Consider the following 20,775-nt stretch of genomic DNA (forward strand, 5'->3'; position numbering starts at 1 on the left):
GATTCTTCTAGGGTGGGCGACACGAGCGCCCTGAAATACAAGGGACGGGCTTTTCGGCCCATCCCACAAAACTGGCAAAATCATCCCGCTTTCTCTGCAACGCCGTTTTTTCTTTCTTTGTCAGGACTAATAATAAAGGCAAAGCGGATGACCCGATTAAGTACTTCGCAGAAAGAGAGAATCAAGATTTAGGCGTGGTTAAATATCTGCGAAAGCCAGTCTCCAGGCTGGATTTGTCCGCTTTTCCTGCACCTTCACGAACATTTGTGCAATTACCTTAACTTCTCACTGATGGAGTGACCCATATCTTACTACTGGTATAATCTAGCCAATAAATCAGAATTCTTGGAGTTCTACAACTCCAGTCAACTTCCATAACCATACAGAATAATCAGGATTGCCACCATGTTTCATCGAGTTGCGGAAAAACAAATGCATTTTGTTAGATGGCTGCTCGTTATTGGCTGGATTTTTCTCATTTTATCGTTATTTTACGACCCAATTTCGCCATATCTCACGCAGCCTACTACTGAGTGGAGTATTTTCCGTCTCAATCCGAATCTCTTAGACCCGCTGAAATGCCAAGAGGTTGTCACAGTCCAAGGCAAGTGTGTTGATGTCAAACCTTTTGCATTAGGAGCCAAAGTCTTTTGGGGAATTGTAGTTCCTTGTGGAGTATTGATTATCTTTGTTTTAGGACATGAAACATGGCGGCGGATTTGTCCGTTATCTTTTCTATCACAAATTCCGAGAGCGTTAGGTAAGCAACGTCAACGCAAAATCACTAATCCTCGCACGGGAGCAGTGCGCTATGAACTAGCTAAAATAGCAAAAGATTCTTGGCTTGGTCGCAATCATTTATACTTCCAATTTGGGTTTCTTTGCATTGGTCTTTGCTTGAGAATTTTATTTATTAATGCCGATCGCCTGTTTTTAGGATCTTTTATTATTCTGACAATTCTATCAGCAATATTGGTAAATTATCTGTTTGCTGGTAAAACTTGGTGTCAATATTTTTGTCCTATGGGCCCCGTGCAGATGGTCTATAACGGGCCAAGGGGATTGTTAGGAAGTGAGGCTCACCAAGGTCAAAAACAGATTGTTACTCAGTCTATGTGCCGGACATCAGATAAAGATGGTAACGAAAAAAGCGCCTGTGTTAGCTGCCAATCTCCTTGTATGGACATTGATGCAGAACGGTCTTACTGGGAAATTTTTAACAAGCCAGGTCGGAGAATAGTTCAATACGGCTATGTGGGACTAGTCATCGGTTTTTATCTTTACTATTTTTTGTATTCTGGCACTCTTGATTACTACTATTCTGGAATTTGGAGTCATGAAGACAATCAATTAGTAACTCTTTTAAATCCAGGATTTTATATTTTTGGTAAGCCGATTCCGATTCCGAAATTAGTTGCAGTTCCTTTTACTATTGGGGCTTTTGTCACAGCCAGTTACTTCTTATTGTCGAGGGTAGAAAAAGAATACAAAGCTTATTGTCAACGGATTAATAAACCTCTCAGTAAACAACAGGTACAACACAATATTTTTGCAATTTCTACCTTTGTAGTTTTCAATTGTTATTTCTTATTTGCTGGCCGTCCCATACTCAAACAACTACCAAATTTCATAGAGCTAGGATTTAACGCTTTAGTCATTCTCGTCAGTACATTATGGCTGTACAGAACACTCAGCCGTAGTGCTGAAACTTATTCGCGGGAAAGTCTTGCAGAAAGTCTGCGTCGTCAGTTGGCTAAATTAACAGTTGATTTCTCTAAATTCTTAGAGGGTCGGTCAATGGCAGACCTGAAACCAGATGAGGTGTATGTTCTTGCTAAAGTACTGCCTAGTTTTAGTAAAGAATCTAGCTTTCAGGTTTACAAAGGATTGCTGCGCGAAGAATTAGAACAAGGAAATGTAGAGCCGGCAAATAGCTTAGACGAACTCAAACAAATCCGTTTGGAATTAGGACTTAAGGATGAAGAACACTTCAATATATTGACAGAATTGGGAGTAGAAAACCCATCTTTATTAGATCCAACTAAACGCAGAAGTCGGGAAAATCAGTTAAGAATTGAAAGCTATCGGCAAGCTTTAGAACTACAATTGTTAGATTTGATCGAGATGGGAGTTCCCTTGCGTCAAGCACTCCAGCGCCGAGACAAGCAAATTCAAAGCCTGAAACAAGAGTATGGCATTACCGCAGAGGAAGAAGCACAAATTTTATCCCAAATGGTTGATGAAAACAGTGCTATTCTCCGCAAAGCAGAGATACTACTTACACAGTTAAAGGAGCTAACTGTCCGCTACAAAGCTTTAAGTAATTTTCCAAGTCATCAAGCACCCGTGTTTGTGTTGCTGCGATTAGTCGCTATTGAAAATAAACAACTAATTATCACCAAGCAATTATTGAGTATTCTCGAAGTTTTGCAAGATGCGCCGGAAGCTGTGAAAATAGCTAGTGCCATTGGCATACTTGCAGAAAATGTATTGCCAAATATTCTGAATGAAGCTAATAATACTTGGCGCTGGCAAGAAAGAATTGCTGAGGAAGCGATCGCACTTCTGCAACCCGATGATTTAGAATTAGCAGCAACCTTTGAGACTCCAGCACAGATAGTTGATGACGAAGCACCGACACAAATATTTGTTGCTGGACAACCAATACCAAAGGTGATAAGAGCCAATCATCAACCCTTTGCGATCGATATTCTTAAAGAACTTTTGCAAGAACTAGAGCCACTCATCCAAGCAGCTGCACTTTACGCCCTAGAGCAACTCGACCCACAGCAAGGCCGCGAACAAGCACGCCAGTTACTCAACTCCACAAAACCCGGAGATTGGCTAGTGCAGGAGACAGCAGAAAATATTTTGGGTCTAGATGAAGGACAGGCTGCTGCTTTGTTGCAAACTCTCATGGCTGAAGTGAAGGTGGAGGGAAAAATACAACAGCTTGTCTTTCAGCAATCAGCGGTGCAAGTGGGACGTAGTTTAGCAAATGATATTATCTTGCCCAGTGCCAGAGTATCTCAGCACCACGCGATATTTCATCTTGACGAGCAAGAAGTGAGATTAACAGCGCTCAAAAGTGCCTATGGTTTACGTATTAATGATAAACGCATACAAAATGATACCGTGCGTCTCCAGCCAGGAGATGTGATTCGGTTTAGCCCAGCAGAGGAACCAGCTATAACTGTGAGTTGGAAAAAGCAATCGCCAGTAGACTCAGCAGTAGCAAAAGAAACTTTCAGCACCCTGGATAAGCTGTTATTGATGTTTGAAACCAGTCTTTTGCGAACGGTGAAGCCGGAAGCGACGCTCGAACTGGCTCGCAAGGCTGAGATTCGAGTTTACCGTCAAAGAGAAATTATCTGTAAGGCTGGAGAACCATCTGATGAACTGCTGTTGTTGATCGATGGTGAAGTTGATGTAACGGTTCTGCAAGGAGATATTGAGGTTGTCGTCAACACAATTCGGTCAGGCGAAACTATTGGTGAAATGGGAGTTTTGACTAGGCAAGCGCGATCGGCAAATGTAGTTGCCAAGGCTGAAATCAATCGAGTTTTGGTCATAGAGGCGAAGGATTTTGAGACACTATTACGCAATGATTCGGAAGTGTCGAGGAGTTTGTTGCTAAACATGATTGGTCGTCTGCAAAGGTTAACTGCACAAGTTAAAGAAAGTCAGAAGTGAAAAGGGGATTGGGTATAAGAATGGGGAAAGGGAAAGGGGTAAGGGGGAAAGGGGAAAGATTAAATTTATTCCTTTTCCCTTTTCCCTTTAACCTTTTCCCCAAACCTCTTAGTTCAAAATGCTTATCCGAACCGTATTGATACCCAATGCTCCATAGCTAATAATTGAAACTTAGGAAGGTTGGTATGCTCAAAATCAAACTGTTAAACTCAAAAATACCCACAGAGAAACAAGAGTTAGACATATCGCCAGAAGTTATGATTAATGGCGAATGTTTTATAGGTCGCTCCCGCAATTGTGGTGTAGTTCTGCCCAGTGTTGAAGTTAGCCGAGTTCACAGTAGTATCCGCTATGAAGAGGGCGAATATTACTTCTGCGATATGGCTAGCCTGACTGGCTCCCGCATTAATGACCAAGCGGCGGGTCTAAACCAAAAATATCTCCTGAAAAAGGATGACATTATTCGGATTGGCGAATTTATCCTCACTGTTGAAGCAACCGGATCGGCAACAGATAAGGCAGAGGTCGCACCAGTTCGGGAAGTCCAAAGCCAAACACCAACTCTTCCACAGGCGACATACACCATCCCCATTTCCCAAGTTAGTCAGCAAGTAAGTCAGCCGACTCGTTCGCCTAGTGAGTATATGCCGATCGCACTTGTGCCGCCAGAACAAATCAGTAGATGGACAAAAGGTGATTTAATGGTTCGTTGTGTAGCAATAATTGACGAAACTGATGATGTGAAGACGTTCCGGTTTGCTGCTGACCCACCAATATTATTTACCTACCAACCCGGTCAGTTTATGACGCTGAACCTGGAAATCAACGATAAACCAGTCAAACGCTCTTACTCAATCTCTTCAACTCCTTCACGACCCCACACTTTAGAAATTACAGTCAAGCGTGTTCCTGCACCACCAGATGTTTTGGATGTACCGCCTGGTTTAGTTTCCAATTGGTTGCATGACAACCTCAGAGTTGGTAGTGAAATCAAAGTCAGCGGCCCTTTGGGAAAATTCACTTGTTTTGCCAACCCCAGTGAAAAACTATTGTTTATTTCTGCTGGGAGTGGTATTACACCGATGATGTCTATGTCACGATGGATGATGGACACCGCTGCTGATGGCGATATTGTCTTTTTCCATTGTGCCCGCAGTCCTCGTGATATTATTTATCGCCAGGAACTAGAGTTAATATCTAGCCGCCAACCTAAGTTTCGTTTAGCGATCGCCATTACCAGACCCGAAGCAGGTCAAGCATGGTATGGCTTTATGGGCAGACTCAACGAACAAATGCTGTATGCGATCGCTCCTGATTTTTGGCAGCGCACAGTATATGTCTGCGGGCCGAGTCCTTTTATGCAAGGGGTAAAGACTATGCTAGAGCAAATCGGATTCCCCATGCAAAACTACTATGAAGAAAGTTTTGGCGGGGCGAAAAAGTCAAAACCCCAGCCATCAGTTCCGCCTCAAGTAGTCACTGAGCAAGTTACCAAAGTGACAACAATAGTACCAAAACCAGTAATTTCTACCCCAGTTACTCCTCCAGTTAAAACAACAGGCTCTTTTACTCTAGTGTTTTCTAAGTCTGGCAAAGAAATTATCTGCACTGGAGAAGAGCCGATTCTAGAGTTAGCCGAACAAGAAGGAGTGGCGATCGACAGTAGTTGTCGCAGTGGAGTCTGCGGTAGTTGTAAAACGCGGAAGCTTCAAGGAGAGGTGAAGTATTTAGGAGAACCTGATGCTCTCGATGAAAGCGAACAGGAGGAAGGCTATATTCTCGCTTGTATTGCTCACCCTAGAGACCGAGTTGCGATCGATGCTTAGGGATCGAATAAAATAATTGCCTTGTTTTTGGGCAATTATTTTATTCGCCGTTATAAATTTATCTGTTCTATAAAATTAGACTCAAATATTCCAGCTTGAAGTAAGCAGCATCTAATCTTACTTTTACAAGGTGTTTCAGATGTTCGATTTCTAATAGATTTCTAATAGAGATGAATTCACAAAACCAACAAAACTGGCTTTCCCAGCAAACATCCACAGAAAATATACCATATATCAGTAGTGATTTTACTGAAAGTGTTGCTAAGGTAAATAAATTTGTTCTAGCAGAGTTTGAGCGTGAAATTACCGAAAAGCAATTGTACTACCATACAAAAGATCATTTGATGGCTGTACAGCAACGCGCTCAATTAATTTTTCAAGTCATTCGTCCTTATTTGTCAGCTGATGTAGAGACAATTAAGAGGATGGAATTGTTACTGGATGTTTGTGCGATCGCTCATGACTTAGTACAAATCTTTATACCTCATCAACCGCACACATCCAGACGACGAGAAGCAGGTGTCAGTGAAAATGCAACTATAGAAATTCTATTGAATTATATACGAGTTTTAAATCAACAAATATCAGCATCTTATCCAAAAAGTGCGGCTCTTTTCACAGATACAGATTTGGAAATCATTCAAGAAGCGATCGCCGCTACAATTTGTGATTACGATACAACAGAGCAAGCCATTTATCAACCCTCTCTTTATAATCAGAATATTTCACCAGTAGCTTGCATCATTGCTCTAGCGGATATTGGTTCTTTAGGAATCGAAGGAATAGCATCTTATAACCAGGAGGGTAGCCTACTCTTTTTAGAAGAAAATCCAGACATTATTCTTATCATTAAAAATCAGAACGTGGGAACTTTGGCTACAAATAATCCAGAACTGTACGAAAATATTAGACAACGTTTACTCAAACGTGCAAAATTTCAAGTTAATTTTGCTAAATCTCGCCTAAATCGGCTCTCCCGTGAGTTAGCTTCTTTACCAGCAGATGCAATCCCCACGTTAACCCAAACAGTTTTTCAATATCTAAATCTAGAAACCATACAAGAAATTGAAGCAACTACCCCCACAAATGAACAAACATCTTTAGAAGTGTTAATCAATTTTTTTGAATTTGAGCGATTAATCAAAAATTGAATTGGGGGCTGAGAATTGTGAGGATTATGGACTTTTATTCAAAAATTCTGAGTTCTGACTCCTGTCAGCGCAGTGGGGCGTAGCCCATTCTGAATTCTTCTCTATAACTACCTTTAAGGAAATTGCCATGTTAATGTTGCTTTTCTACGTTATTAATATTAATATGCTTAATAATTTGTCCTATAATTGCCATTGTTTTTGGTTTGTATTTTAGTAAGCCCATAGTTCAAAAGCTGAGTGAATTAGTAAAAATTTCTCAGCATATAGCTAATAGTAATTCCACCGCACAGATAAAATCATCAGATAGACAAGATGAAATCGATAAACTACAAACTGCTTTTTCTATACAAGACTTACGCAACTATTAAAAAAGCAAGTCGCTCAAAAAAGTTTCGTCTGCGAACTGTTCTGATTGTTCCATTTATTATTCCCATTATTGCGTCAACTGGCTTGGTGGGGTGGTTCTCTTTCCGCAATGGACAGCAGGCGATTGATGACCTGGCAATTCAGTTGAATGGTGAAATTAGTGCCCGCATTAAGCAACACGTTTTGGACTATTTGAATAAATCTTATAATGTTCTGAAACTCACCGATGCGGGTATCCAAAGTGGCAATTTAAAGCTTGATGACTTTGAAGGATTGCAACGCTATTTCTGGCAGGTAGTGCGACAGGGTGACTTAGAGAGCTATCTGTCTTTTGGGAACGAACAGGGCGAGTTTGTTGGTGTGGAACATCGAGAGGATGGCACAATTCAACTCAAAATTCGCACCAAAGCTACTGAGCCGATGCGCGAAATCTACTTGCTGGACGATCGCGGCGATCGACAAAAGCGGTTGAAATCGGCGAAGTACGATACCACCTTCCGCCCCTGGTATAGAGCCGCCGTGCAAGCTCGTAAACCTACGTGGAGTCCAGTTTATCCATTCTTTTCCCGTGAGAATACGTCTTTGGGGATTTCTCCAGTCCGTCCTGTCTACGACTCGAACGGCAAGCTGCTGGGGGTTTTGAGCGTTAACATCACCTTGATGCGAATCACAAACTTCCTGAAACAGCTTTACATTAGTCCCCACGGACAGAGCTTTATCATGGAGCCGTCGGGACATTTGGTCGTCAGTTCAACCATTCCGGAGCCATTCAAGGTTAAAGGTGGCGAAAGAGACGATCGCCAAATTGAGCGAATGCCAGCCGCTGATAGTCAAAATGCCACAGTGACTGCTACTGCCCGATATTTACGCCAGCATTTCGGCCTGTTTGAGGCCATTAAGACCAGTCAACACCTAAAGTTTCAAATTAACGGTGTGTGGCACTACGTTCAGGTCATGCCAATTCAGGATGGTCGAGGTATTAACTGGCTAGCGGTGGTGGTTGTTCCTGAAAATGATTTCATGGCACGGATTAATGCCAATACTCGTACCACCATTCTGCTGTGCGTACTGACATCTGCGGCGGCAACTGCGATCGGTCTTCTTACGTCTCGTTGGATCAGCCACCAAATTTTCAAACTTAACACAGCGTCTCAAGAGATTGCCAGTGGAAATCTCGAGCAACACGTTGAAGTCAACGGCATCATCGAGATTGAGAAGCTGGCTGATTCGTTTAACCGCATGGCGTTTCAACTCCAGGAATCCTTCGAGAGATTGGAAACTCAGAAGAATTCCTTTGCCCGGTTCTTTCCCCCCGAATATCTCAAGTTTCTCAACAAGCATGGGGTAACAGACATCGAACTGGGCGATCACGTCAGCAAAGAGATGGCGGTCATGTTCTCGGATATTCGCTCCTTTACAACCCTATCCGAGAAGATGACTCCCAAAGAGAATTTCGATTTTGTCAATGCTTACCTGCGACGGGTTTCTCCAGAAATTCGCGCCCATGATGGCTTTGTAGTGAAGTTCTTGGGTGATGGCATGATGGCAGTCTTTCCTAATGGTGTGGATGATGCCGTTGCCGCAGGGGTTGATAAATTCAAACGGGTAGAGAAATACAACCGGAAACGAGAATCTCAAGGCTACTTGCCAATTGATGTGGGCATGGGTATCCACGTTGGACACATGATGGTGGGCATGATAGGGGAACACAACCGGATTCAAGGGGATGCGTTCTCTGATAATGTGAATCTGACTGCTCGTTTGGAAGGATTGACAAAGTTCTATGGTGTTTCATTACTAATTTCTGAAGAGGTCTTGGAGCGATTGAGCAACCCAGAGCAGTACAAAATTCGCTTTTTGGATCGAGCGATCGTTAAGGGTAGAACTGAACCGATCGCGGTTTACGAAGTGCTCGATGCCGAAACAGAAGCAATCCGAAAACTAAAACTTGACACCTTGCAAACCTTTGAGCGGGGACTTCAACACTACTGTCGGGGCAACTTTACTGACGCCAAAGCCTGTTTTGAACAGGTACTTGCAGTGAACTCTCTCGATAAGACTGCCAAACTCTATCTAGAACGAGTCCAAGAATTGCTGCTAGAAGGTACTCCAGCCAATTGGAATGGCGTATGGGCATTTACACAGAAGTAAAATTCGTTCAATTTATAGCAGTCGCCAAGGCGACTCTTGACTCTCGCCAAATACTGAAACGCTGACTGGTCAATCTTTTCCCTTGTACCTTGTGCCTTCTGCCTTTTCCTATAGCTCCTTCCATGACAAGTTCAACTTATCTACCCACTACATTTGCAGATGCGATCGCCTGCGTCCAACAATTTGCCTTGTGTAGAGAAATAATTCGGTTCAACAATTTCTTACTCTCGGAGCTTGAACCTATCGTTGCCTACCAAATAATTCGATTGAACAATTTAAGCGCACTCTCTACATAAGCCTTAATTGTCAGCAAAAAACTTGAATACGAATTGTAAACAACTAAAAAAGTTGTACAATTTGCGCGGCTACAAGCACTATTATATCGTTAGCTACTGAGAAGTTTTGAAAAAATAAAGTTGTACAATTTCATCATTCTACCATCAAAAAACAAATAAAAAAGTTGTACAATTTTGCAAACAACTTCCCTGTAAGGATTTGGGAATACTTGCTCCAAGATTTAGTGGCGATGCCTACGGCGGGCTGCGCCTACGCATCCCAAGTGCAAAACTGAATTAATAGGTTGAGTTTGCGATGGATGCGATCGCACTCTATTTCACTTTAGCTAGAGCTGGTAGCATGGAGCGATCGCATGGCCAAATTACTTCTCCTGAAAGGTTTTACTGCGGAAAAATGTCAGGTGTGGAGGAATAATAAAGTTGGAAAATTTATAGTAGCCTAAGTGTGATTTGTAAATAAAAAAGTTGGAAAATTTTTCAAAGCTATATACCACAACCTTTTAGCAGCAAGAAGAAACCTGATAATAGGAAATTTTTAGTTCCACAAACGCGATACCTACGGTGGGCTGCGCCAACGCGAGTTTTAGCCCCCAATGTTTATATCTATAATAAATACCCTTGGCGGGGGTGGTACAGGGTATATTTATGCGTACTAACTAATGCTATCGCATTAAAAGTTGGCTGAAACTTATGACTATACCCACTAGTACAGCACGGCGTAAATAAGCAGACCATTGAAAAGCCCTAAAGAGCTTATTTCATAATACTTTTGACTTTTGACTTTTGATTTTTGACTTCCGCCTTGCGGTACTAGTCTTGTATAGGTTATACCACTTCAAAAAATCTTTGTAACACATCAATTATAGGGACGCAAACAAAGCTTTGTGCCTCTACCCAATGTATTTGTCGCATTATTTTTTAAAATCGGTAAAGTCAAAATCTATCTTCAGAATTCAGTATGAGATGTATAGACAGTTATGAGTACTGAGGTTATAACTCAAGGAAGATGGACTTTTATCATAGAGAAGCCAAAACTAAACCTCAAAAATTGGCAACCACAATTAAATGAAGCGACTTGTTTACTTCAACCTACCTGATAACTACTTAATCCACCAGTTAGCTAAGTATCCCTCTCTTAAGGTAATTACCCCAACTTCATTTGCAGCACGAGCATTAAAAGTACCACACCAAAGCTTAGAAACTCTGGCAAGGCCAAGTCTGGTAGAAGCAGGTATTCGAGTTGCACCAATACTAATCGCATTACGCTTGCTGCGGACATCAGTAAGTACAGTTATCCAAACATTTGATGTTGAAGGAACTACACGCGCTCTGTCCTCTGCTGTAAAAGCTATATTGCGTGCGGGAATTAATCTAGAATCACTGGCTGCTGCTAGTAGTAATCGTACTCAACAACTAGCTCTTTTAACTCAAACATACGTAAGTTTGCTGAGAGAAAGGGACATGATCGATCCTGCTGAAGCTCTCTGGCAGGCTAGTAATGTTATTACCAAACGTCAACCAGTTCTGATTTATGGTTACTTTCATCCGTGCATTGACCAACTTAATTTTTTAAATGCGATCGCAGATGATGGCAGTGTGATGGTATTGCCTTGCCCAGAGTCTAGCCACTTTGTAGATACACAAAAAGCTGTGGAATGTTTACAGCAGAAGGGTTGGGAAGTACAAATATTAGCAGAAACTAATCCTTCATTTGGAGCGGAACTGCAAGATTGTTTCCTTAACAGAACAATAGTGCCTCCTGAAGTGAAAGCCTACATTTATCCACATTTGGAATCAGAGGTACGTGGCGCGTTAGCCCAGGTCAAAAATCTTCTCAGCCAAGGAACGCCAGCAAATGAAATTGTGCTTGTAGCTAGGGATGATACACTTTATGGGCCAACAGTTTTAGATGTAGCTTACGAGTACAAATTACCAGTACGCGCTCTGTATGGAGTACCCTTGAACGCCACTAGGTTAGGAGCTTGGGTACAGTTGCTATTGGAGGTTATCCAAGAAAAATTTCCCTTTGAGTCAACTGCCAGATTGCTGAGGCATCCTTTGTGTTCTGCTATATCTGCTCCAGTTTGGCAAGAAGCCCGTAAACAGCATCCATCTGACCTTTTGGCATGGCAAAATTTGGGCGTTAACCTGTCCCTGCTTGATTCGCCGCACGAAGATAGTCGCGCTAATTGGGTAGAACGGATGCAAGATGTATTGAATAAATTTAACTTGCGCCAAGGTGCAGGACGTTGGGCTAGGGAGATTGTTGCTTATTATGAATTTCAAGAAGTGCTGGTGGACTTGTCGAAACCAGAAGAGGAAGTCATCAGTTTAGGAGAATTCGCTGCGGATGTGATAGGCAGTTTAGCACTGATAACTGTGCCTGCCCAACCCGGTAGAGGGGGAGTGGAATTACATACACCTGTGTCATTATTTGTTATTTGGAGCCAAATTTCAGCACGTTTTTGTTTTGGGTGCAGTTGAAGGCATTTTACCAGCACCAGTACAAGATGACCCAGTATTGGATTTCTTTGAACGTAAGCTACTGCGCCAACAGGGTTTTGAGTTTGAGGATGCGGCACAAGCAGCGCGAAGAGAGGTAATTTCATTCTACGCTTTACTACAAACTCCTACCTTAAGCTTGACTTTTTCTTACCCGCAGATGGTTGGTAAAGAAGTCACTTTACCAAGTCCTTACCTGTCACGATTAAAACTGGAAGTTGTGCAACCGCTACCTTTACCGATTGCTAGTTTGGAAGAGGCACGACAAATTTATCTTCGACGTGAGACTTTACCAGACGATGATGTTTTACCACAGGCAGTTCATGCTTGGAATGTGGAAAAACGAAGAGAAGGAGCAGACCCTTATGATGAGTACGATGGAGTAATTGGTCTGCCATTAGACCTGGATAGACGAGTATTTAGTGCATCTCAACTAACTGCTTTGGGTCAATGTCCCTTTAAATGGTTTGCTAATAAAGTTTTAAAATTGGCAGAGTTGGAAGAAGCTGAAGAAGAATTAAGTTCAGGATTAAGAGGTTCTCTGTATCACCGTAGTTTGGAACTAGCTTTATTAAATACTTCAGATTTAACCAGAATTATAGAGAATTTACAATCTGCTTTTGTGCAAGCAGAACAAGACTTACAGTTATCTGTCTTGTCAGCCTGGGAAGCTCGAAGAATAGAACATTTCAAAGTTTTGGAGCGTGCTTGTGTGCAACCTGATTTTCGTCAATCAGAGGCAGAGTTTTTCCATGTAGAGAAAGAGTTTAGTGGAGAATGGCATGGCTTAAATATTAAAGGTGTAATTGATAGAATAGACCGCACTCCCCAAGGGTTAGTTTTATTAGATTACAAAACCAGTTCTCAAGTGCCAAAAGGTATTAAAGATGAATCTGGTAACGCTAATGTAGATATTCAACTACCTTTATATATTCACTTTGCTAGTACAACTTTGTTTCCTGGAGAAACAGTACATGAAGCTTATTATTATTCTGTAACCAAGGGCAAAAAGCTTCCTAAGAAACAACCAAGCCAAGAAACATTAGAAGCGATCGCTCAAAAAATCAAAACTTTCTTGCACACAGGATATTACGCAGTTGAACCGGATGTCGATCAAAATGCCTGTCAGTATTGTCCTTACGACTTAGTTTGTCGTAAGGGTTCTCGCCAAAGCCGCAAAGGAATTAACCTATGAGTTTGACTGAACAACAACAAAGAGCAGCCTATGCCAATGGTAATGTTGCAGTCATAGCAGGCGCGGGAACTGGTAAAACCTATATGCTTGCGGAACGCTACTTGTATCATCTGCGGGTGCGTGAGTTTTCACCTTTAGAGATTGTTGCAGTTACATATACAGAAAAAGCGGCTGCGGAGTTGCGATCGCGCATTCGTCTTTTGGTTAGTCAGGAATTACCAGAACGTTCTGACTTATTGGCAGAACTTGAGGCGGCTCAAATTAGTACTATCCACGCTTTAGCAATGCGAATCTGTCGGGAACATCCCCAAGCTGCGGATGTGCCACCTGATTTTACAGTTTTAGATAAACTAGAGGGAATTCTTTGGGTTAGCCAGTGGTTAGATGAAGCATTGGATTCTTTACCTGTAGAGCTTTACGAAAAAATTCCTTATTCTTTGATGTCCCAAACTTTGCAGACATTGCTGAAAGACCCAATTGCTGCTGAGAAAGCTCTAGCACAGGGTACTGAAAAATGGCAGCAGTTGGCAGAGGAGTTACAAGAAAAAGCTCTTCGTGAGTTGTTGCAGCATCCAACTTGGAAACAAGCACGCATCACTTTACAAACTTATGTGGGACAAGCAAGTGATCGCTTGGAAGTGGAAAGCCGTCAACCAGCTTTACAAGCAATAGATACTGTAGAGTCGGGAGAAAATATTACAGAATCACTATCAGTAATAGCTGGACTAAAAATTAATGTTGGCAGCAAAAAAAATTGGACAGAGGGAGCCTTAGAAATTGTTAAGAAAACTATCGATGAAGTACGAGAATTAGTCAAGAAAGCTCTTAAAGATGGTTTAGTAACTCTAGAATTTGGTGTGGCTGATGAGCAGTTAAAGACTATGCTACCAGCACTGCAAAAAGCGTTTAGTTTAGTACAAAAACATATTAATCAAGAGAAACACCGTTCTCGTGTTTTGGACTTTGCAGATTTAGAAGTTGGCGCACTGCGAGCTTTACAAGATGAGCAAGTACAGTTTTATTATGCTCAACGATGGCAGGCTTTCTTAGTCGATGAATTTCAAGATACTAACCCTGTTCAGTCGGAGATATTACAATTACTCACGCAAAATACTTTACTGACTATAGTCGGGGATGCTAAACAATCAATTTATGGCTTTCGCCGTGCTGATGTTGAAGTATTTCATAGTTGGCGCGATCGCATTACCAGTTGTGGTGGAAATGAAGAGATTTTAACCACTAGCTTCCGCACTCACAAACTACTGGTGGATGATATTAACAATATATTTGCTCCATTGCTAGGTAATATACACCAAAATTTAGATGCTCATCGCGCAGACTGCCCTAATTCTTACCCACCAGTACAAGTTTATACAGTACAAGCCGAGTCAGACATCAATAAACCTCAGCGTTTAAGAGTGGAAGCTTGTCATATAGCGGAACTACTCAAACAAATGCTAGATGACCAAACTCCGGTTTACGATAAAAAAACTCAGATGCTGCGTCCAATGCTGCCTGGAGATGTTGCAATATTGTCTCGCACATGGGAACCGTTGGAAGTTTACGGTGAAGCTTTGGAAAGTGTGGGAATTCCTGTCGCTTTGGCTGGCGGTGGTAATTTACTGGCCACAAGAGAAGCTAAAGATGGTTGGGCATTGTTGCGTTTTTTGGCTGATCCCAGTGACGATTTAGCTTTAGTGGCAGTGCTGCGTAGTCCGTTTTTTGCAGTTAGTGATAGAGTTCTGTTTACTTTCATTCAAAGCCAAAAGCAAAATAAGATCACAGAAAAAGACGAAGAATCGAAAACTAACTGGTGGCAGAAACTAAAATCATCTGATATTCCTGAATTGCAGCGACCATTACAAGTATTAGGTCAATTGTTGCGCGATCGCAATTTAGAAGCCCCAACTCGCCTTCTACAAATAGCAAATTATCTAACTGGTTATACTGCTGTCATTACTAACTTACCTGGTGCAGCACGGCGAGAAGCTGACTGGCGAGGTTTTGTAGAATTATTACAACAGTTAGAACATGGCAGTAGTGATGTGTTTGCCGCAGTCCGTCGTCTTAAGCGGTTAGCAGCAGCAGAAATAAAAATACCCCGTTTACCTTTATCAGCTAATGATGCAGTGGCTTTAATGAGTATCCATGCTGCTAAAGGCTTGGAGTGGTCAGTAGTAGTTATTCCTGATTTAGCTCGTTCCCAATCCCATCCTAGCGAAACAGTTTACTTTGACCCTGCATACGGTGTTGCTTTGAAGCTAGAGGATGAGCAAGGTGAAACTCAAAAGCCTGTGCTTTACGTTTGTTTGGAGCATTTGCGGAAACAGAGGGAAGAAGCAGAGGCTTTGCGGTTACTGTATGTAGCTTTAACCCGTGCGCGAGATCAACTAATTCTGACTGCAACCCACGAATCTAGAGGTAGTTTAAATAAGCTAGAACTTGGTTTAACTGCTGCGGGAATTTCTCTAAATACTATTCCCTTTAATTCAGAATTAGCACAACCACCTTTACCACCAGAACCACCTTTACCACCAGAACCTCATAGTTTACTAATCAATTCTGTCGGAGCAGGTTTATTTGAATTACCTGTCACTGCTTTAAGTGAGTATGCCCTATGTCCCAAACGGTTTGCTTTTCGGTTTATACAAGGTCATCCAGGAATTGGCTCAGGCGTTGGAAGGGCAAGGCGAGTCGGAACTTTGGCACACTTGGCTTTGGAACGGGATATCCGCGACTTAGAAACATTAGCAGGATTTGACGTTAGTTTGGCAAAAGAATATGTTGATGAGGCTTTGCAGCTAGCACAGCGATTCGATCAGGTGGCAGATTTTGCTTTGTTTCAAAAAGGGCAGTGGGAGTTGCCTGTAAATTTGAATATTGGGCGCTTGACCTTTAACGGTATTGTTGATTTATTAGGAGAAGACTGGGTTCTAGATTTCAAAACTGACCAAGAAATAGACCCACAACATCACCGATTTCAGCTTTGGGCTTATGCACAAGCAACAGGAAGCACTAATGCCCATATAGCTTACCTGCGGCATGATTATTTGCACTCATTTAGCATTGAGGAATTGCAAAACACTGGTCAAGAGGCAGAAATTTTAGTTCAACAGATTTTGGATGGAAATTTCTTGGCTAATTCTTCCCACACTAATTGCGGCTTTTGTGCATATCAGGAAATTTGCGACGAACATTATCAAGCAACAGATGACGCAGCAGAGTCAACTCCCCTTCAAATGGCAGACACAGAAACTCAGGATCAGGAAGACAGGGAAACAAATGAAAATTCTTCTTCATCCGCAAAGTTATCGTCTGAGGTGAACACACAGCCTGAACAACCAAATATTGCTGAATATGAATTAATATCCACAAAAATTAGCAGCTACTTTCCCCAAGCCGCAGAACTGTACTATCGGCTGATTATAGTTCCATGTGATGCTTGCGGCAGGCAAAGCGATCGCACTCAAGAAATCAACTTTGAAAAAATTGCCGAATTCGGTAATAATAGATACATAAATGTCAACTTAGAATTAAGTCGAGAGTTACTAGAGTTGACACAACGGCAGCGTTCTTTAAAAGCAGAAGAGTTATTAAGAAAAATAATTGGGAATCCTGATAATAGGGTAATTTTTTTAGAACACTTGGAGATTCTGTTTGATACTTCTCTCAACCTTGACCCATTACAGTGTGTCCAGAAATTAGCCCGCAATCGTACCATTGTGGCTAGATGGGACGGTATTGTTGAGAACAATAACTTAATTTATGCTGAATTAGGACATCCTGAGTACCGTCGTTATCCTGTAAAGGATTTTTTAATTGTTAACCTCGAACAGAGTGAAGCCGACCAAAGCTAATAACTAAAGCAAAAATGGTGCTATGAAATACGGTGAGTTAATCCAATTTGAGCCTATTGAGACTGTAATTCAATTACAGGATGCTAGTGAATTAGCTGAGGCACAGCGACTGGTTTCTACCTATGTAATTTCTCAGGAAATGGCAGAGCGTTTGGCATCTGTAGTTTTTCCAAATTTACAATTTGAGCAGCCTGCTGATAATAAAGGCATTCTAGTTGTAGGAAACTACGGTACTGGGAAGTCGCATTTAATGTCAGTGATAAGTGCGATCGCTGAATATCAAGAACTTTCTAGCTATCTGCAAAATCCTCAAGTTGCTGAGAGTGCGCGTCCCATTGCTGGTAAGTTCAAGGTGATTCGCATAGAACTGGGTTCGACAACAATGGATTTGCGAGAAGTTGTCTGTTCCCAGCTAGAAGAAGCACTCTTAACTTGGGGAATTGGATTTCAGTTTCCACCAAGGGATACAATCCCTAATCATAAGGGTGTATTTGAAGATATGATGGCGCTTTTTCACGAACAGTTTCCTGACCAAGGTTTGCTGTTTGTGATAGATGAGTTCTTAGACTATTTACGCAGTCGCAAAGACCAAGCCTTAATTCTTGATCTGGGATTTTTAAGAGAATTAGGCGAAGTTTGCAAAGATTTGAGGTTCCGAATTATTGCAGGTTTGCAAGAAACTTTGTTTGATAATCCTCGGTTTGCATTTGAAGCGGATGCAATTCGTCGAGTCAAAGACCGTTTTGAGCAAATATTAATTGCTCGTAGAGATATTAAATATGTAGTTTCAGAACGTCTGTTAAAGAAAACCGCAGACCAACTAACAAAGATTCGAGAGCATTTAACTCCTTTCGCAAAGTTCTACGGCAATATGAACGAGCGGATGGATGAATTTGTCAGGCTGTTTCCCATCCACCCAGATTATATTGATACATTTGAGCGAATTACTGTTGCTGAAAAGCGGGAGGTGCTGAAAACTCTGTCTGTGACGATGCGGAAATTGGTCAACCAAAATATGCCGCAAGATGCACCAGGTTTAATTGCTTACGATAGCTACTGGGATACCCTCAAAGAAAACCCTTCCTTCCGCGCAGTTCCCGATATTCGCGCAGTGATTGATTGTTCCCAGGTGCTAGAAGGACGCATTCAGCAAGCTTTGACTCGTCCTATTTATAAACCAATAGCATTGCAAATTATCGCCGCGCTATCAGTACATCGTTTAACTGTAGGAGATATTTACTCACCTTTGGGTGCAACACCAGATGAGTTAAGAGATAGTTTATGTCTCTATGACCCAGTAGTAGCAGAGTTAGGGGGTGAGCCTGCGGATGATTTGCTCTCCCAAATTGAAACGGTATTGCGGGAAATTTATAAAACGGTTAGTGGCCAGTTTATTTCTTCTAACACTAATAATCGTCAATATTATATTGATTTAAAGAAAACAGATGATTATGATGCTTTGATTGAGAAGCGATCTGAGAGTCTGGATAGTTCACAGTTAGACAAATATTATTTTTTAGCACTCCAACAGGTGCTGGAATGCACAGACCAAACTTATGTTACTGGTTATCGCATTTGGTTACATGAGTTAGAGTGGACGATCAAAAAAGCTACTCGTCAAGGCTATTTGTTTTTTGGTGCGCCAAATGAACGTTCTACCGCAGCTCCATCAAGAGATTTTTATCTGTACTTTATTCCACCTTTTGACCCGCCAGCTTATAGAAAAGAAAAAAATGCTGATGAGGTTTTCTTTGAATTAGCAAAGCCTGATGATACCTTTCGGCAGAATTTGAACAAGTACGCTGCTGCATTAGACTTAGCTTCAACTTCATCGGGACAAGCTAAGAGAAGTTATGAAGATAAGGCAAAAGGCTTTCTACGTAATTTGGTTAATTGGCTGCAAGAACGCATGACAACAGCCTTTGAAGTTACTTACCAAGGGAAAACTAAACCCTTTTTGGAATGGATGAAGGGTGTGAAAGCAGCGAGTGGTGCGCGTGCTAATGTGCGCGATATTCTCAACACAATTAGTTCTGGCTGTTTGGCTGGTCATTTTACTGATCAAGCACCAGAATATCCTACTTTTAATGTGCTGATTACCAGCGCGAACAGAAACCAAGCTGCACAGGACGCATTGCGTTTTATTAAGGGTAGCAGCAAAACCCAGCAAGCGATCGCAGTTCTTGATGCTTTAGAATTACTCGATGGCGACAAGCTTGATGTTCATAGCTCCAAATATGCCAAATATATTTTGTCTTTTCTACAGCAAAAGGGTTCTGGTCAAGTTCTCAATCGTGTAGAAATTATTCAGGATGTGTTGGGTGTGGAGTATATGGCTCCTGGTCAATATCGCCTAGAACCTCAGTGGGTTGTGGTTTTGTTGGCGGGATTAGTCTACAACGGGGATATAGTATTAGCAGTTCCAGGGAATAAGTTTGATGCTAATAATTTGGATGCTTTGGTAACTACTTCTGTTGAGGAATTAACTAACTTTAAGCACCTTGAACAACCGAAAGATTGGAATTTATCTGCACTGAGAGCATTATTTGAACTGTTAGGACTGACACCAGGAATGGCTCAGTTGATAACTCAGGGTAAAGATGAACCAGTTCAAGAATTGCAGAAAGCTGTTAGTAAAACAGTTAATGAACTTGTATTGGCACGGCAGAAACTACAAACTGGTTTAATTTTCTGGGGAAGAAATCTTTTAACTGATGTATTACAGGATGAATATCGCTCTAATTTAGACCGAACTAAAACTTTTCTGGAGTCACTGCAATCTTTTACTACTCCAGGTAAGCTGAAAAATTTCCGCTATCAAGAGCAAGAAATTACTACACACCGTAGTGGTTTGCAAACCCTGGCAGAAATTACTGCACTGCAAGATTTACTCACTAATCTGGGAGCAATTGCTTCTTACCTGACAACAGCCGAGGCAGTTTTACCGAGTGAACATCCTTGGTTAGCTAAAATGCGACAGGTGCAAGGAGAAATTCTGACAGATATCTTAAATTTCCACAAGCGTTCTGCGGTTAGTTTTCGCCAGCAAACCTTGCAAAAACTAACAGACCTGAAGCAGAATTACATCCAAAATTACATGGCATTGCATACTACTGCGCGACTAGGTGTAAATGAAGGCAGGCTCAAAACCCAATTGCTTCAGGATGTGCGATCGCAAAGTTTACAGAAATTGACGACAATAGATTTAATGCCAGCTAGTCAGTTCCGGGAGTGGCAAGATAATTTGGCAAGTTTGAAAACTTGTGCAGTATTGACTGAGCAGGAATTGCAAGCCACGGCAATTTGTCCTCACTGTCAGTTTAAACCAGCAACTGAGGCAATAGAGATACCTGCTAGCAGCGAGTTAGCAGAGATTGAAACTGAGTTAGAGCAAATTTTGGCTAATTGGACGCAGACACTACTGGCGAATTTGGAAGACCCGACAACGCGAGAAAATTTGAATTTGCTGAAACCAGAACGAAGGAAGTTAGTAGATGATTTTTTAGCGTTGCGGACTTTACCTAGTCCTGTCACCAACGAATTTATTAGTGCTGTTCAGGAAGTACTGTCAGGATTGCAGAAGATTGTAGTGAAGACGCAGGATTTGCAAAAAGCCTTGCTTGCTGGTGGTTCGCCTTGTAACATCCAGGAAATGAGAAAGCGTTTTGAAGATTATTTAAACCAGCTAACAAAGGGAAAAGATTCAGGGAAGGTAAGGATTGTTGTAGAGTAGGATAT

9 protein-coding genes are annotated in these 20,775 nt (G+C 41.7%); all 9 read left to right on the top strand.

The features are described from left to right. The first annotated feature begins 432 nt into the window (after window positions 1–432). The 9 genes from NSTC731_RS07080 to NSTC731_RS07120 all read left to right on the top strand — a co-directional run bounded on the left by NSTC731_RS07080 (window position 433) and on the right by NSTC731_RS07120 (window position 20,770). Window positions 433–3,693, top strand: a complete 3,261-nt coding sequence (locus tag NSTC731_RS07080) for a cyclic nucleotide-binding domain-containing protein (RefSeq protein ID WP_445630193.1) — start codon at window positions 433–435, stop codon at window positions 3,691–3,693. 185 nt (window positions 3,694–3,878) lie between these two features. Then, a complete protein-coding gene (locus NSTC731_RS07085; RefSeq protein ID WP_445630194.1) occupies window positions 3,879–5,519 on the top strand; it encodes an FAD-binding oxidoreductase in 1,641 nt (546 codons plus the stop codon). Between the two features lie 170 nt (window positions 5,520–5,689). Beyond that, window positions 5,690–6,670, top strand: a complete 981-nt coding sequence (locus NSTC731_RS07090) for a hypothetical protein (protein ID WP_445630195.1) — start codon at window positions 5,690–5,692, stop codon at window positions 6,668–6,670. Window positions 6,671–6,982: 312 nt separating this feature from the next. Beyond that, a complete protein-coding gene (locus NSTC731_RS07095) occupies window positions 6,983–9,187 on the top strand; it encodes an adenylate/guanylate cyclase domain-containing protein (protein WP_445630196.1) in 2,205 nt (734 codons plus the stop codon). A 122-nt stretch (window positions 9,188–9,309) separates the two neighbouring features. Beyond that, complete coding sequence (locus NSTC731_RS07100; RefSeq protein ID WP_445630197.1) at window positions 9,310–9,483, top strand: hypothetical protein; 174 nt, start codon at window positions 9,310–9,312, stop codon at window positions 9,481–9,483. A 1,065-nt stretch (window positions 9,484–10,548) separates the two neighbouring features. Then, complete coding sequence (locus NSTC731_RS07105; RefSeq protein WP_445630198.1) at window positions 10,549–11,967, top strand: hypothetical protein; 1,419 nt, start codon at window positions 10,549–10,551, stop codon at window positions 11,965–11,967. Beyond that, entirely contained in the window at window positions 11,954–13,180 is a 1,227-nt protein-coding gene (locus NSTC731_RS07110) for a PD-(D/E)XK nuclease family protein (protein WP_445630199.1), read from the top strand. Before NSTC731_RS07105 ends, NSTC731_RS07110 begins: the two co-directional genes overlap by 14 nt. Continuing rightward, window positions 13,177–17,037 (top strand): BREX-3 system P-loop-containing protein BrxF, encoded by a 3,861-nt coding sequence (brxF, locus tag NSTC731_RS07115; RefSeq protein ID WP_445630200.1) that lies wholly within the window; start codon window positions 13,177–13,179, stop codon window positions 17,035–17,037. The genes NSTC731_RS07110 and brxF overlap by 4 nt, the downstream gene beginning before the upstream one ends. 22 nt (window positions 17,038–17,059) lie before the next feature. Further along, entirely contained in the window at window positions 17,060–20,770 is a 3,711-nt protein-coding gene (locus tag NSTC731_RS07120) for a DUF6079 family protein (protein WP_445630201.1), read from the top strand. Window positions 20,771–20,775: the final 5 nt, after the last annotated feature.

It is taken from the genome of Nostoc sp. DSM 114167, assembly GCF_052692655.1.